Origin of the sequence: [Clostridium] saccharolyticum WM1 (genome assembly GCF_000144625.1) — a bacterium.
GTDB lineage: Bacteria > Bacillota > Clostridia > Lachnospirales > Lachnospiraceae > Lacrimispora > Lacrimispora saccharolytica.
Genome location: NC_014376.1, coordinates 704085 through 719534, shown reverse-complemented (window position 1 = coordinate 719534; position 15450 = coordinate 704085). Strand labels below are relative to the sequence as shown.

At 47.7% G+C, this 15450-nt stretch carries 8 protein-coding genes, 10 tRNA genes and 3 rRNA genes; all 21 read right to left on the bottom strand.

Translation table 11 applies throughout. From position 1 onward, the window contains the following. Positions 1-139 precede the first annotated feature (139 nt). Positions 140-1072 carry an ATP-binding cassette domain-containing protein gene (locus tag CLOSA_RS03355; RefSeq protein WP_013271362.1) on the bottom strand — a complete coding sequence of 311 codons (933 nt, stop codon included), beginning with the start codon at positions 1070-1072 and terminating at the stop codon, positions 140-142. Next, positions 1072-2124, bottom strand: coding sequence for an ABC transporter ATP-binding protein (locus CLOSA_RS03350; protein ID WP_013271361.1), 1053 nt, complete (start codon positions 2122-2124; stop codon positions 1072-1074). The genes CLOSA_RS03355 and CLOSA_RS03350 overlap by 1 nt, the downstream gene beginning before the upstream one ends. 11 nt (positions 2125-2135) lie before the next feature. After that, positions 2136-3122, bottom strand: coding sequence for an ABC transporter permease (locus tag CLOSA_RS03345; RefSeq protein WP_013271360.1), 987 nt, complete (start codon positions 3120-3122; stop codon positions 2136-2138). Beyond that, positions 3119-4060 (bottom strand): ABC transporter permease, encoded by a 942-nt coding sequence (locus CLOSA_RS03340; protein ID WP_013271359.1) that lies wholly within the window; start codon positions 4058-4060, stop codon positions 3119-3121. Before CLOSA_RS03340 ends, CLOSA_RS03345 begins: the two co-directional genes overlap by 4 nt. A gap of 236 nt (positions 4061-4296) precedes the next feature. Continuing rightward, positions 4297-6231 carry a peptide ABC transporter substrate-binding protein gene (locus CLOSA_RS03335; protein WP_013271358.1) on the bottom strand — a complete coding sequence of 645 codons (1935 nt, stop codon included), beginning with the start codon at positions 6229-6231 and terminating at the stop codon, positions 4297-4299. Between the two features lie 53 nt (positions 6232-6284). Next, positions 6285-7388 carry a dipeptide epimerase gene (locus CLOSA_RS03330; RefSeq protein ID WP_013271357.1) on the bottom strand — a complete coding sequence of 368 codons (1104 nt, stop codon included), beginning with the start codon at positions 7386-7388 and terminating at the stop codon, positions 6285-6287. Then, complete coding sequence (locus CLOSA_RS03325; RefSeq protein WP_013271356.1) at positions 7389-8186, bottom strand: serine hydrolase; 798 nt, start codon at positions 8184-8186, stop codon at positions 7389-7391. Between the two features lie 246 nt (positions 8187-8432). Beyond that, positions 8433-8506 (bottom strand) — tRNA-Arg (locus CLOSA_RS03320). Positions 8507-8613: 107 nt separating this feature from the next. Then, positions 8614-8769, bottom strand: a complete 156-nt coding sequence (locus tag CLOSA_RS22525; protein ID WP_013271355.1) for a hypothetical protein — start codon at positions 8767-8769, stop codon at positions 8614-8616. 251 nt (positions 8770-9020) lie between these two features. Beyond that, positions 9021-9094: transfer RNA gene (locus tag CLOSA_RS03310), tRNA-Arg, on the bottom strand. A gap of 29 nt (positions 9095-9123) precedes the next feature. Further along, positions 9124-9209: transfer RNA gene (locus CLOSA_RS03305), tRNA-Leu, on the bottom strand. Between the two features lie 116 nt (positions 9210-9325). Beyond that, positions 9326-9398, bottom strand: a tRNA-Val gene (locus CLOSA_RS03300). Positions 9399-9468: 70 nt separating this feature from the next. Next, positions 9469-9542 (bottom strand) — tRNA-Asp (locus CLOSA_RS03295). Positions 9543-9571: 29 nt separating this feature from the next. Further along, positions 9572-9645, bottom strand: a tRNA-Ile gene (locus CLOSA_RS03290). Positions 9646-9683: 38 nt separating this feature from the next. After that, positions 9684-9756 (bottom strand) — tRNA-Thr (locus CLOSA_RS03285). 6 nt (positions 9757-9762) lie between these two features. Beyond that, positions 9763-9834 (bottom strand) — tRNA-Glu (locus CLOSA_RS03280). Positions 9835-9838: 4 nt separating this feature from the next. Beyond that, positions 9839-9911, bottom strand: a tRNA-Asn gene (locus CLOSA_RS03275). Positions 9912-9990: 79 nt separating this feature from the next. After that, a 23S ribosomal RNA gene (locus tag CLOSA_RS03270) occupies positions 9991-12881 on the bottom strand. Positions 12882-13257: 376 nt separating this feature from the next. Then, a tRNA-Ala gene (locus CLOSA_RS03265) sits at positions 13258-13330 on the bottom strand. Between the two features lie 7 nt (positions 13331-13337). Beyond that, positions 13338-13455, bottom strand: a 5S ribosomal RNA gene (gene rrf, locus CLOSA_RS03260). A gap of 231 nt (positions 13456-13686) precedes the next feature. Beyond that, positions 13687-15217, bottom strand: a 16S ribosomal RNA gene (locus tag CLOSA_RS03255). The 16S, 23S and 5S rRNA genes sit together here with 9 tRNA genes alongside, the layout of an rRNA operon. Positions 15218-15450 lie beyond the last annotated feature (233 nt).

Genomic DNA, 15450 nt, shown 5'->3' with positions numbered 1-15450 from the left:
AATAGGACGAATAAGTAGGAATGCAAAAAAATTGCAAAAAAAGCGGTATCACTCGAAAAGTCATACCGCTTAGCCAGTAAAATTATGAACCCCTCTGTTAATCGCCTGATCTTCGGGTTCCTCCATTGTTTTTCCTTCATCAATCTTTGTATAAATTCTTATATTCTTCGGCCTCTTTCCGGTTTGCCAGCACAAAATGCTCTGGCCTTATCTCTTTCCAGGAAGGCTTTTCCCATGAATAATCGTGAATCAAGGGATCATAGACCAGAAGCTTTTTCTCCTTCTCACGCCTGGGATCTGGCATGGGAATTGCCGATAGCAGCGCCCTGGTATAAGGATGAAGGGCATGGGTAATCAGCTCCTCCGTTTCTGCCATTTCCACGATCTCCCCCTTTCGGATCACCGCGATCCGGTCCGTGATAAACCTCATAACGGATAAGTCGTGAGCAATAAAAAGATAGGTGATCTGCCGTTTTTTCTTCATATCCCTAAGGAGATTTAAAACCTGGGCCCGGACAGACACATCAAGGGCAGATATGGGCTCGTCGGCAATGATAAAATCCGGGTTCATAATCAGGGATCTGGCAATTCCGATCCGCTGTCTCTGACCTCCGGAAAATTCGTGGGGAAAGCGGCTGGCAAACTCCGGAAGAAGGCCAACATCAAGAAGGGCCTGGTCCACCCGCTGTTTCCGTTCCGTCTCCCCCAATCCCTTTTCCATATTCATCAGTCCTTCGCTGATGATGTAATCCACCTTTGCCCTTTCATTTAAGGAAGCCTGGGGGTCCTGAAAGATCATCTGTATTTCCTTAATGACCTTCCGGTCCAGCTCAGCCGATATCTTCCCGTTGATCTTCTCCCCTTTGTAAAGGATATCTCCTCCCGAACTTGGCACGATTCTCATGATCGCCCGGCCAATGGTGGTTTTCCCTGAGCCGGACTCTCCTACCAGTCCAAAGGTTTCTCCTTTGTATAGTTTAAAGTTTACCTTTTTTACTGCTTCATATTTCTTTCTCCGCTCTCCAAAGGTCACATCCAGATCCCTTACATCCAATAACACTTCACGTTCCATTAAAACAGACCTCCGTTTCTGATTTTGCTGACCACAGGCGGCGGGTCTGCCTTAGGTGCCCTGGGATCCAACAGCCAGGTCTTTGCCTTATGGGTAGGGGATACCTGAAAATAGGGAGGCCTTTTCACAAAATCAATCTTAAGGGCCTGAGGATTACGGGGAGCAAAGGCATCTCCCTTTACTTCCGCGTAAAGATTGGGCGGAGTTCCCGGAATAGAAAACAAGTCCGTCCCCTTTACTCCAACCTGAGGCAGAGAGGAAAGCAATGCCCAGGTATAAGGATGCCTTGCATCATAGAAAATATCTTCGCAGGTGCCGATCTCCACTATATCCCCGGCATACATAACGGACACCCGGTCCGCAATGTTGGCTACCACCCCCAGGTCATGGGTGATGAGGATCACCGAAAGCCTGTATTTATGCCGCAGCTCCTTTAATAGATCCAGGATCTGAGCCTGTATGGTCACATCTAGAGCCGTGGTAGGTTCGTCACAAATGAGAATCTGCGGGTTGCAGGCAATGGCAATGGCGATCACCACCCTCTGGCGCATTCCCCCGGAAAATTCATGAGGATACTGGTCAAACCTTTTGTCAGGATCCTGGATCCCCACATCGGCTAAATATTTTAAAGTCCGTTTCTTCGCTTCCCGGCGCCCCACCTGCTGGTGAAGCAGCACGGCTTCCATGATCTGAACTCCAATGGTCTTTAAGGGATTTAAACTGGTCATAGGGTCCTGCATGATCATTGCAATCTCATGGCCCCGTATTCTCAGCCAGTCTTTTTCCCTTTTGACGTTGGTCAGATCCACTTCCTTCCCGTCATCAGCCCCGTAATAAACTGCGCTTCCTCCATCCACATACCCGTTTCTCTCCAAAAGCCCCATAAAGGATTTGGTAAAAACAGACTTTCCGCTTCCCGATTCCCCAACAATAGCCAGAATCTCCCCCTTGTATAATTCCAGAGAAATGCCTCGTATGGCATGAAGAACTTTTCCCCTCAGCTCAAATTTAATATCCAGATCGTTTACCTCTAAAATCTTTTCCTGATTCATGCTGCCCCTCCTTACATGTGATTCTTTGGATCAGCGGCATCCGAAAAGGCATTGCCGATGATATAAAACGATATGGTGACAAAGGAAAGAATGATGGTTGGGTAGACCAGCTGGTAACGCAATGCTGGACTGGTGATCAGGACACGCCCTTCATTGATCAGGTTGCCTAAGCTTGGAATGTTCACCGGCAATCCCAATCCGATGTAAGTAATAAATACCTCGTTGCCAATGGCAGCCGGAATGGTGAGTGCCATGCGCAGCATGATGACTGACACCAGATAAGGTAAAAGATTCTTTAAAATGATCCTGCTGACAGGCGTCCCCAGACATCGGCTGGCAACATTATAATCCCTGTCCCTGATCATGAGAATCTGGTTCCGGATAAACCTGGCCATCTGAATCCAGCCGGTCAGGCACATGGCAAATACCAGTGTCTTCACACTGGGCTTTAAAATATAAGAAATAAGGATCAGAACAATGGTATTGGGAATGTTGTCGATAATATTGTAAATTTCCGTAAGGATGAAATCCGCCTTTCTCACATATCCCCAGATCACTCCCACAGTTATACCGATGACCGCTTCTGCAAAGGCCACAGACAATCCGATGATCAGAGACGTCCTGGTACCTGCCCAGATCCTTGCCCACAAATCCTGTCCAATGGAATTGGTTCCCAGTATAAAATCTTTTCCCGGTGGAATGTTGCGAAACTGCATTCCTTTAGCATCGTTGATGATCATATTGGGATCATATTGCCCGGGCAGATAGGGCTGCAGAAAGGTAAACGCCAGAAGAATGATCAAAAGCACCAAAAGAACAAAGGCTCCCCGGTTCTTTAAAAAAGCGCGGAAGGTGCTGTACCAGTAGGAATAATTGCTGTATCCTGTTTTCTCCGCTTCCTCCTGGCTAAAGCCTGCAAAGGAGAACAGCTCTGCTTCCTCCATATTTTCCATGAACTCCGCTTCTTTTGTATGGCGGTAAGAAAACTGTTTCATCATCTGTCACCTACTTTCTTTCCCAGACTGATTCTGGGATCCAGCATAACCATAAGCAGGTCACCCAGCAAAAGGCCCAGAACTCCTACGCAGGCATAGAGCAGAACAATCCCCTGGACCATGGTATTATCGTGCTTTTTGATCACCGTAACAAGAAGCCCTCCCATCCCCGGGATGCTGTACAGGGATTCAATATAAATGGAACCGATTACCGTGTTTAAAAATGCGGTAGGAATATACTGGGCCAGGGGAACAAAAGCATTCCGGAAAATATGCTTAAACATGACTCCCCCCTCTGACATTCCCTTTGCCTTGGCCAGCTTTACATAATCCTTATTGCTCTCATCTACCATATACCGTCTCAGCCACATGCCGTAAAAAGCAATATTACCAAGAGACATGGACACCACCGGAAGAACCCAGTACTTGGGATTATCAATCTGGAAGAGCAAGCCAACTCCCATCAGCCTGGTTCCGTAAAGCTGGATATAGAGAAAATAAACGGCTGCAGGAACTGCCTGGATGCATACAATAAACAGGGTTCCGACCCGGTCGAACCACCTGTATTTATACCGTGCCATCAGAGCTCCCATGGGCAGACCCACAAGCAGGGAAACAACCATGGACCAGACACCCAGTTTCACAGAAACAGGGACTTTATCCGCCAGAATATCTGATACTGGAACATTGGAACGGTAGATCCTGGACACGCCCAGATTCCCATGAAGAAGGTCTTTAAAGAAGTGGATCACCTGGAGCGGAAGCGGATCCGTAAGACCCATTTCCTTAAGACCCACCTGGATCTGCTGAGGCGTCATCTTGTCAAAATTCTGGAAATATCCTTCAATGGGCATCAGGCGAAGCAAACAGAATACCGCGGTCAGAATGATGATCAGCGTAAGAAATGAACGTGCGATTCTTTTACCTAAATACTTTAACATCAGTTTCTCGGCTCCTTTGTGTTTTCTTAAAAAAATACTCTCGGAAGAAGATGTGTCCTCCGGCACATCCTTTTCCGACGGTATTTTTCCGCCGGGCAACGGCTTAAAACCAATGGTCCGGCGCATATACTGGTATTTATGTCTGCTAGCAACGGACCAGATGCCGGAATTTCAGGAATTCCGGCATCTGGCCAATGCTGCAGGAACCAAATACCCCTTAGCTTATCATGGGTTCTTTACTTCACATTGGCTTCTCTGTTGGCCTTATACTCATCCATAGAAATGTAATGATCCTGAAGATGCTGCCCCTTATACCTTAAGTTTGATACACCAAAGGGCGCATACTGGCCTTCAAATACATCCAGCTTAATGGCTAAATATTTGCTGACGGAAATGCTGAAAGGCAGAACAAACGCATGATTGATCAAGCTGGCCTCCGCCTTGGCAAATGCCTCATAGCGGGCATTGATATCCACTTTTATATCCTTGGCTGCCTCTACCAGGGAAAAGTATTCCAATGCCGCATCAGCGGAAGGGGTTCCCTCTTCAATGGCCTTTGCAATGTTTCCGTACTTATATCCCAGGTCATAACCATCCTCGCCTTTTGCCTGGTAGAATGGGTCCGTCCAGGTCTCAGGGTCCGCATAGTCAGCACCCCAGTTACATTTCATCAGGGCAAACTTGCCCCCTCGGCGTACTTCCGTTAAGAACCCATCCGCAGGACCGGCCTCCACGATGATATCAATAAAATCCGTACCAAGAAGGGTTTCCATCTGCTGTTCTACAACCTGGCATTCCTTATCCCAGTTGATCTCAGAAGGATTATAGGGCATGAGCACCTTAACCGGGAAGGTAACCCCCTCGGCCCCAAGCTCTTGCTTTGCCAGGTCTCGGTATTCCTTAGCCTTTGTCTCATCAAAAGTCTGCAACAGGGAGGCCATATCGCCAATGGCCGTGTAATCCACTCCGTCTGCATTAAATGTAAAGTTAGCCGGGGTAATGGAATTGATCACAAAATCGTCAGGAGTAGCCGGCTCTAAGACCGCCACTTCCTTTGACTTATTTAAGCCGGCAAATAAGGCTTTTCGGAAGTTTTCATTATTCACTGCTTTTTTCCAGTTTTCCGGTTCATACTGGGCATCAAACTGAGGGTTAAAGTTAAAGCTGTAGAAATAGGAGTAGCTGGTTCTCGGCCTTTCACGGCTGATTAAATTCTTGGTATCCTCACTGCCCATCCAATTATCCAGGATGTCTGAGGAAATTTCCGCATAATCAACTTCTCCCCGCTTTACCATTTCCGGTCCTATGGTATTGTATTCCGCATTATAGATCTCCTGGATCTCATCTATGTAAACCACATCCGCATCATAATTTACCGGGTTCTTTTTAAAGACATGTTTTTCCTGGGGAGAAAACTCTGCCAAATAAAACGCACCGTTATAATACATCTTATCCGCGCCCGTACCGAAATCCTTTCCCAGTTCCGCAAGCTGCGGGCCGTAAGCCGGCATATATACGACATAGGCCAGAGAGGAAAGAAAATACGGAACCTCCTTTTCCAGGGTATAAGTAAGGGTATGTTCATCAACTGCCTTTACTCCTACTTCTGAAAAATCTATGGCATCCCAGACCGTTCCATCCTTGTCCGCTCCGCCGTTATATACCAATCCATTATAATATTTTTCCGCATTGGCTATGATACCAAATAGATTCTGCACATTTGCACTTTCATACTCAGGAGTCAGTTCATATTTCATGGCATCAACAAAATCCTGAGCTGTCACGTCTGCAACCTCGGTGCCGGTATTGTCCACCCATTTGGCCTCCCGCAGTTTTAATGTCCATGTAAGAGTGGCATCGTCATAGGTCCATTCTGTGGCAAGGCCCGGCTTAATCTGTCCCTTGCTGTCATATTCGATCAGGGTATCCACGCAGTTGGCCCCTATTTTATTGTCATTTTCCGAAGGGGATACAAGATAATTCAGTGTTGTTGCCTCAGCGCCATATAGCTTGGTATACACAGCTGCCTTTCCGTTCTCCCCCGCTCCGCTTTCCTTTCCTGCGGCCTGGGAACCATCTCCAGTGGTCTTTTTCCCGCTGCAGCCGCTTAATGCTGTAGAAGCAGCAAGAACGGTGCATAAAACTGCAGCTATCAATCTTCTTTTCTTCATAAATTCTCCTCCATTTTCCTAATATTTCTAACCCATTTGGGATTAGTACCAATTTATTTTATTTTATTCCAGCAATCACCAAATGCAGGAACCTTACTGATCCCCAAGCCTGGATCTTCATTCATAAATATCTTAGGTCCGTCAAAAACAGGCCCTCCGGTATAAGGGTCTTCCCTGCAAAGAGATGGACCATCTAAGTCAGCCCGGGTAATGATCCCCTTTCCGGCCGCCAGATGAGCCGCTGCGCTGACTGAGATCTTGCTTTCCAGCATGCATCCGATCATGCATTCTATTCCAAAGCTTTCCGCAATGGAGCATATTTTTAAGGCCTCATAAATCCCCCCGGTTTTCATCAGCTTAATATTGATGAGATCAGCCGCCCGTTCCCCAATGATCCGTATGGCATCCTCCGGAGAAAAAACACTCTCATCTGCCAGAATTGGGGTGTATACCTGACTGGTCACAAACTTCATTCCTTCAAAGTCATGGGCATTTACCGGCTGTTCCACCAGGTCCATGTCAATTCCCATATCTTCCAGCGTCCTGATGATCCGGACTGCCTCCTTGGCGGACCAGCCCTGGTTGGCATCAATACGCAGTTTAATATCCGGCCCCACCGCTTTTCGGATCGCCTGGATCCGCTCCACATCTGTTCTTCCCTCTTTCCCTACCTTGATTTTCAAGATGCGAAAGCCTTGTGAAACGGCCTTTCGGCTGTCATTAACCATCTCTTCAATGCCATTGACACTGATCGTCAGATCCGTTTCAATCTCTCCCCGTCCGCCTCCTAAAATCTTATATAGGGGTTTCTTACAGGACTTTGCAAAAAGATCATAAACAGCCATATCTACCGCTGCCTTTGCGGAACTGTTCTTTAATATGCAGCCATGAAGCTTCTTCATGATTCCGTCCAGATTTTCAATTTCCATGCCAATCAATGCCGGAGCAATAAATTCCTGGATGGCAGAAAGAATGGAGCCCTGAGTATCTCCTGTGATCACCGCAGTGGGAGGAGCCTCCCCGAATCCTGTATTCCCATCATCCGTTGTAACTCTGACTACAATATCATTTACGCTGTCAACCGTTCTAAGGGCTGTTTTAAATGGCGTCACAAGGGGAATGCTGACCTTTGCCGTCTCTATTTTTACTATCTTCATTTATTCTCCCTCTATTTCCTGAATTCCTTTATTGGCTTCCCTGTATAATTCCAGGGAAATTTCAGCCATGATTCTCTCAAAAGCAGGAGTATCCGTCTCATTTCCGCAGAAACAAACCAAAAACGGTTCCTTTCCATAGACGATACCCACATCATGAGTGATTCCTGTATCCTCCCCTGTTTTGTGGGCGATCTCCGGACTTTCCGGAAGAGCCTGGAGATAAAATGGAATCTTGCTGCAAAGCTGTTGATTTTTCAAAATAGAAATCATCGTATCACTGGACTCCTTATCTATAAGAGTCCCGTCATACATCATTTTTAAAAGCCTGCCCGTTTCATACCCGGTTATGTAGTTCTGGATCCCTCTGGCCGCCCTTTCTGTGTCGTACATTTTTCTCTGAAGAAGCGTCTGCCGGAACCCAAGCTCTTTGATTGTTTCATTGATTTCTTTCATACCAAGTATATCAATCAAAACATTAGTTGCCGTGTTGTCGCTGAAAATTATCATTAAAGTGACAAGATCCATGCCTGTGACCAGAATCCCGTCATGAAGATAGGTGAGGGCACCGCAGGAAGGAACCCAATCCTCCTTTTTCACAGCAAATATATCATTCATACGGAAGGTTCCCTTCTTTTCCTTTTCAAATGCAGCCGCCATGACAAACAGCTTGATTACGCTTGCCGCCAGCATGGGTTCCTGCTCATGATAAAAAAAACCTTCACCTGTCTTTAAATTCTCATATAAAAAGCTGATTTTTCCGGGAAGCCCTTCCAGCTTCTGTATTATTTCATCCTTCATAACTAAAAATAACCCTCCTGCTGGCTATTTTGACAGCCTGATATAAAAAAAGAGGCACTGCACCTATTGTCTACAGCTACCTCATCGCACCTGATAAAAACCTTCCTAAAGCCCTAAGTTTAGTATAATAAATTCTGAAAAAAAATCAAGCTATAATTTTTATTAATACTGAATTCCGGAGTCATTCACCGTTACAGATATAAAAAAAGAACAGTTTTTATCCGCTGAATAAAACTGTTCTTTTCATGCGCCGGACAAGATTCGAACTCGCGGCCTTCTGGTCCGTAGCCAGACGCTCTATCCAGCTGAGCTACCGGCGCATTTTGTGGTACATGGTTAATATACACCCATTTATTAAATTTGTAAAGCGGGGAATCCAACTTCCCCGATATAGGAAGCTTCCATATCCGTATAAGGAAAAGGACAGCTACTCGCTGTCCTTTTCCTTGTAAACTTCTCTGTTTTCTTCATATCTCAGTGTGTTCGGCCCTAAAAAATGTCCCGTTCCCCAGTGGTTGTTAAAAGTTTCCAATTCCTCAGCCACCTCTTTTTCCGATTCCAGGTTTTTCTTGTTCTTATCCATGCTTATCACCTCTATGATAGTATGGACGATTGTCTTAAAAATTATTATATTTATCAAACAACAAAAAGAAGTCCGGGAATGGTCTTTAACTTTGTTCTTTAACGAATCTTGGCTGCCTTCTAGACCATAATATCATACTGATTCCAGGGAAAAATTAAATCGTCATCCAAATATTAGCCAAATACAAAAAAGGCACCCTTTCCCGGATGCCTTAAATTATGAAAACCCTTATAAAATAAGGGTTTTCTGTACGTGCGTGAGAAGATTCGAACTCCCGACACCTTGGTCCGTAGCCAAGTGCTCTATCCAGCTGAGCTACACACACATATTCACTTATTTGCCTCATCAGGCAAATGCCGGCGACCGGAATCGAACCGGTACGGGAGGTAAGTCCCGCAGGATTTTAAGTCCTGTGCGTCTGCCAGTTCCGCCACGCCGGCATTCTCATGATTTGCGCAAGCAACGAGCCATGCGAACATGCTTGCATGTTCAGTTGGCGACTGCCGCAGCAACGAGCAGAATTCATAAAGCGTATTTCATCTCGTCATCATGGTAATGGGACCTATAGGGCTCGAACCTATGACCCTCTGCTTGTAAGGCAGATGCTCTCCCAGCTGAGCTAAGATCCCATATACAAGGTAGTAAGTATTATACAACTTACCTGCTGGTTTGTAAAGCCTGTACCTTTCAAGTACAGAACGACCCGGATGGGATTCGAACCCACGACCTCCGCCGTGACAGGGCGGCGCTCTAACCAGCTGAGCCACCGGGCCAGATTATCTAATATTTAGTTCAGTGTCAGTGGACCTTCGGGGACTCGAACCCAGGACCGACCGGTTATGAGCCGGTTGCTCTAACCAACTGAGCTAAAGGTCCTAAACATTATAATCTGCAAACATATTAAATTTACTAAAAGCCGATGATCGGACTCGAACCGATAACCTGCTGATTACAAATCAGCTGCTCTGCCAATTGAGCCACATCGGCATTCAATGACCCCAACGAGATTCGAACTCGTGTTACCGCCGTGAAAGGGCGATGTCTTAACCGCTTGACCATGGGGCCAAAGCTCCCCGAGTAGGACTTGAACCTACGACCCAACGGTTAACAGCCGTTTGCTCTACCGACTGAGCTATCGAGGAATATTGAAGCATATACCCTCAAAACCACACATTGCTACATATCTGTTTTCATCCGTTCTTTCCTCTTACCTAAACCAACCTGGTTAAGCCCTCGACCTATTAGTGACAGTCAGCTCCACATGTTGCCATGCTTCCACCTCTGCCCTATCTACCTCGTCGTCTTCAAGGGGTCTTACTCTTGCGATGGGATATCTCATCTTGAGGGGGGCTTCACGCTTAGATGCCTTCAGCGTTTATCCCTTCCCGACTTGGCTACTCTGCCATGGTGTTGATCACCAACAGATACACCAGAGGTCAGTCCATCCCGGTCCTCTCGTACTAAGGACAGCTCCTCTCAAATATCCTACGCCCACGCCGGATAGGGACCGAACTGTCTCACGACGTTCTGAACCCAGCTCGCGTACCGCTTTAATGGGCGAACAGCCCAACCCTTGGGACCTACTACAGCCCCAGGATGCGATGAGCCGACATCGAGGTGCCAAACCACTCCGTCGATGTGAACTCTTGGGAGTGATAAGCCTGTTATCCCCAGGGTAGCTTTTATCCGTTGAGCGATGGCAATCCCACTTTATACCACCGGATCACTAAGTCCTAGTTTCCTACCTGCTCCACCCGTCGGTGTCGCAGTCAAGCTCCCTTATGCCTTTGCACTCTTCGAATGGTTTCCGTCCATTCTGAGGGAACCTTTGAGCGCCTCCGATACCCTTTCGGAGGCGACCGCCCCAGTCAAACTCCCCGCCTGACATTGTCCCCCAGCCAGGTCATGGCTGCAGGTTAGAAACCCAATACCGCAAGGGTGGTATCCCAACATCGGCTCCGCAAAGACTGGCGTCCTTGCTTCTATGCCTCCCACCTATCCTGTACATGCAGTACCGAATCCCAGTATCAAGCTGGAGTAAAGCTCCATGGGGTCTTTCCGTCCTGGCGCAGGTAACCAGCATCTTCACTGGTACTTCAATTTCACCGGGTGCATTGTCGAGACAGCGCTCAAATCATTACGCCTTTCGTGCGGGTCGGAACTTACCCGACAAGGAATTTCGCTACCTTAGGACCGTTATAGTTACGGCCGCCGTTTACTGGGGCTTAAATTCAGAGCTTCGCGTTTCCGCTAACCCCTCCTCGTAACCTTCCAGCACCGGGCAGGCGTCAGCCCATATACCTCACCTTTCGGTTTTGCATAGACCTGTGTTTTTGCTAAACAGTTGCTTGAGCCTATTCTCTGCGGCCTGATTTCTCAGGCACCCCTTATCCCGAAGTTACGGGGTCATTTTGCCGAGTTCCTTAACAATGCTTCTCCCGCCGGCCTTAGGATTCTCTCCTCATCCACCTGTGTCGGTTTACGGTACGGGCACATATCACACAATAGCGGCTTTTCTTGACAGCCCCTACGAAGACTTCCCTACTTGTGTTCGGTACGCGTCACACCTTCCTGTTGCCAGATGGATTTTCCATTCTGGCCAGTAAAATGCTTGCCCCGGTCTTTTCATTCCCGGGTTCTTCCTCGGTTCTGTGTCCCCACAGTTCTGATGATATGCGGTACAGGAATTTCAACCTGTTGTCCATCGACTACGTCTTTCGACCTCGCCTTAGGCCCCGACTTACCCAGAGCAGATCAGCTTTACTCTGGAAACCTTAGATATTCGGCCTGGAGGATTCTCACCTCCATCTCGCTACTCATTCCGGCATTCTCTCTTCTTAACACTCCACATCTCCTTACGGTAATGCTTCTGTGCGTTAAGAATGCTCCTCTACCAATGTATTTACATACATTCCACAGCTTCGGTGTCGTGTTTTAGCCCCGGACATTTTCGGCGCAGGACCTCTCGACTAGTGAGCTATTACGCACTCTTTGAATGTGTGGCTGCTTCTAAGCCAACATCCTAGTTGTCTCTGAAATCCCACATCCTTTTCCACTTAACACGCACTTTGGGACCTTAGCTGGTGGTCTGGGCTCTTTCCCTTTTGACTGCCCAACTTATCTCGTGCAGTCTGACTCCCGTACATCATCTGACCGGCATTCGGAGTTTGATATTCTTTGGTAAGCTTTGACGCCCCCTAGGAAATTCAGTGCTCTACCTCCGGCAGACTAATACGAGGCTAGCCCTAAAGCTATTTCGAGGAGAACCAGCTATCTCCGGGTTCGATTGGAATTTCTCCCCTACCCACACCTCATCGCCACCCTTTTCAACGGATGTGCGTTCGGTCCTCCATTTCCTTTTACGGAAACTTCAACCTGGACATGGGTAGATCACCCGGTTTCGGGTCTACCTTTACTGACTCATTCGCCCTATTAAGACTTGGTTTCCCTTCGGCTCCGCACCTTCAGTGCTTAACCTTGCCAGTAACGGTAACTCGCCGGACCGTTCTACAAAAAGTACGCGGTTCCACTTAAAATGTGGTTCCACAGCTTGTAAACACAGGGTTTCAGGTTCTCTTTCACTCCCCTCCCGGGGTCCTTTTCACCTTTCCTTCACAGTACTATGCGCTATCGGTCACTAAGTAGTATTTAGCCTTGGGGGGTGGTCCCCCCGAATTCCCACAAGGTTTCTCGTGTCTCGTGGTACTTTGGATCCTGCTCGCTGACTATTGCTTTCCCATACAAGGCTTTCACTTTCTATGGCCGGTCTTTCCAGGACCGTTCTGGTAACAAATCGTCTCACTTCTTGCAGTCCATAACCCCAGTATGCACGCATACTGGTTTAGGCTCCTTCCATTTCGCTCGCCGCTACTTTGGAAATCGAGTTTTCTTTCTTTTCCTCCGGGTACTTAGATGTTTCAGTTCCCCGGGTTCCCGACGTATGGCTATGGATTCACCATACGACAGCTGAGGTTTGCTCAGCTGGGTTTCCCCATTCAGACATCTCCGGATCAAAGGATATTTGCTCCTCCCCGAAGCTTTTCGCAGCTTATCACGTCTTTCATCGGCTCTTAGTGCCAAGGCATCCACCCTGCGCTCTTATTAGCTTAACCAATTCGATGTTCACCTGCGGGTGCGGGTTACTAATCTAAGATACATAGCGTTGTATCTCTGGTCTTAGGTTTGTTATTTCACCGTACGTTACGGTTACTTTAACGAGTTTTGTTTGGTTACATCGTTAGATGTAACACCTCGGATGTCTTGATGTTGTCTTTATACTTTACCGTATAAAAACTCTATCTAGATATATTTCAATATGTGGTTTTCAAGGTACATGCGTGATGCAATCAGAAGTGTGCACAATCATATGGAAAACTGTGTTGAACACTTGTGTTCCTAAGCAGTTTTTTATGTGATTGTATAGGCGTGGAATGCCGTGACTGAGAAAAGCGTCAGCTTTTCGAAGTACACCTTCGTAACTACATCAAATGGAGATGGAGAGATTCGAACTCTTGACCCCCTGCTTGCAAGGCAGGTGCTCTCCCAACTGAGCTACACCCCCATAAATAATCTGGCACCCACCTGCTCTCCCATGCCGTCTCCAGCATAGTACCATCGGCCGCTTAAGTCTTAACCATCGTGTTCGGGATGGGAACGGGTGTCTCCCCTAAGCGCATCGGCACCAGAAATTTCGTGTCTCACTAGTAATGCGTGCACAATTAAGCGGAAAACTGTGTTGAAAGCTTGCTTTCATAAGCAGTTTTTTTGATTCATTGTATAAGCGGCGCAGCCGCGACCCAGCGAATTTCATTCGCGAGGTTCCACATTACGGTTCTCTTGGTGTTTCTTTATTCTTTTTACTTCCTTTGAAAACCAAAGACTCAACAGTATCTAAAACCCTTACTTCTTCTTCCTTAGAAAGGAGGTGATCCAGCCGCACCTTCCGATACGGCTACCTTGTTACGACTTCACCCCAGTTATCAGTCCCGCCTTCGGCAGCTCCCTCCTTACGGTTGGGTCACTGACTTCGGGCGTTACCAACTCCCATGGTGTGACGGGCGGTGTGTACAAGACCCGGGAACGTATTCACCGCGGCATTCTGATCCGCGATTACTAGCGATTCCAGCTTCATGTAGTCGAGTTGCAGACTACAATCCGAACTGAGACGTTATTTTTGGGGTTTGCTCCAGATCGCTCCTTTGCTTCCCTTTGTTTACGCCATTGTAGCACGTGTGTAGCCCAAATCATAAGGGGCATGATGATTTGACGTCATCCCCACCTTCCTCCAGGTTATCCCTGGCAGTCTCCCCAGAGTGCCCAGCCGAACTGCTGGCTACTAAGGATAAGGGTTGCGCTCGTTGCGGGACTTAACCCAACATCTCACGACACGAGCTGACGACAACCATGCACCACCTGTCTGGAATGCCCCGAAGGGAAGGCCCCGTTACGGACCGGTCATTCCGATGTCAAGACTTGGTAAGGTTCTTCGCGTTGCTTCGAATTAAACCACATGCTCCACCGCTTGTGCGGGTCCCCGTCAATTCCTTTGAGTTTCATTCTTGCGAACGTACTCCCCAGGTGGAATACTTATTGCGTTAGCGGCGGCACCGAAGAGCTTTGCTCCCCAACACCTAGTATTCATCGTTTACGGCGTGGACTACCAGGGTATCTAATCCTGTTTGCTCCCCACGCTTTCGAGCCTCAACGTCAGTTACAGTCCAGTAAGCCGCCTTCGCCACTGGTGTTCCTCCTAATATCTACGCATTTCACCGCTACACTAGGAATTCCACTTACCTCTCCTGCACTCCAGCACCACAGTTTCCAAAGCAGTCCCGGGGTTGAGCCCCGGGCTTTCACTCCAGACTTGCAGTGCCGTCTACGCTCCCTTTACACCCAGTAAATCCGGATAACGCTTGCCCCCTACGTATTACCGCGGCTGCTGGCACGTAGTTAGCCGGGGCTTCTTAGTCAGGTACCGTCATTTTCTTCCCTGCTGATAGAGCTTTACATACCGAAATACTTCTTCACTCACGCGGCGTCGCTGGATCAGGGTTTCCCCCATTGTCCAATATTCCCCACTGCTGCCTCCCGTAGGAGTTTGGGCCGTGTCTCAGTCCCAATGTGGCCGGTCACCCTCTCAGGTCGGCTACTGATCGTCGGCTTGGTGGGCCGTTACCTCACCAACTACCTAATCAGACGCGGGTCCATCTCATACCACCGGAGTTTTTCACACTGTGCCATGCAGCACTGTGCGCTTATGCGGTATTAGCAGCCGTTTCCAACTGTTATCCCCCTGTATGAGGCAGGTTACCCACGCGTTACTCACCCGTCCGCCGCTCAGTCACTTTTAATTCCATCCGAAAACTTCCTTAAAAGTGCTTCGCTCGACTTGCATGTGTTAAGCACGCCGCCAGCGTTCATCCTGAGCCAGGATCGAACTCTCAAATTTAAGCAGATAGTCTTTGAAAGCGGTCGTAGATTTGCCAGAAATCCCGTTGGAAGTTTACTTCCATAAGGGAGTTATGGGAAAGCTGCGAACATTTGCGAAGCAAATGGTAGCGAATGAAGCAAAGCTTCATGAGCCTACCGCCCGGACTAGCCATCCAGTTCAATCCACGGTCAAAATCAACTAACTAGCTAATTTATTTCCCGTTTTACTTGTTGTTTGGTTCGTATACAATT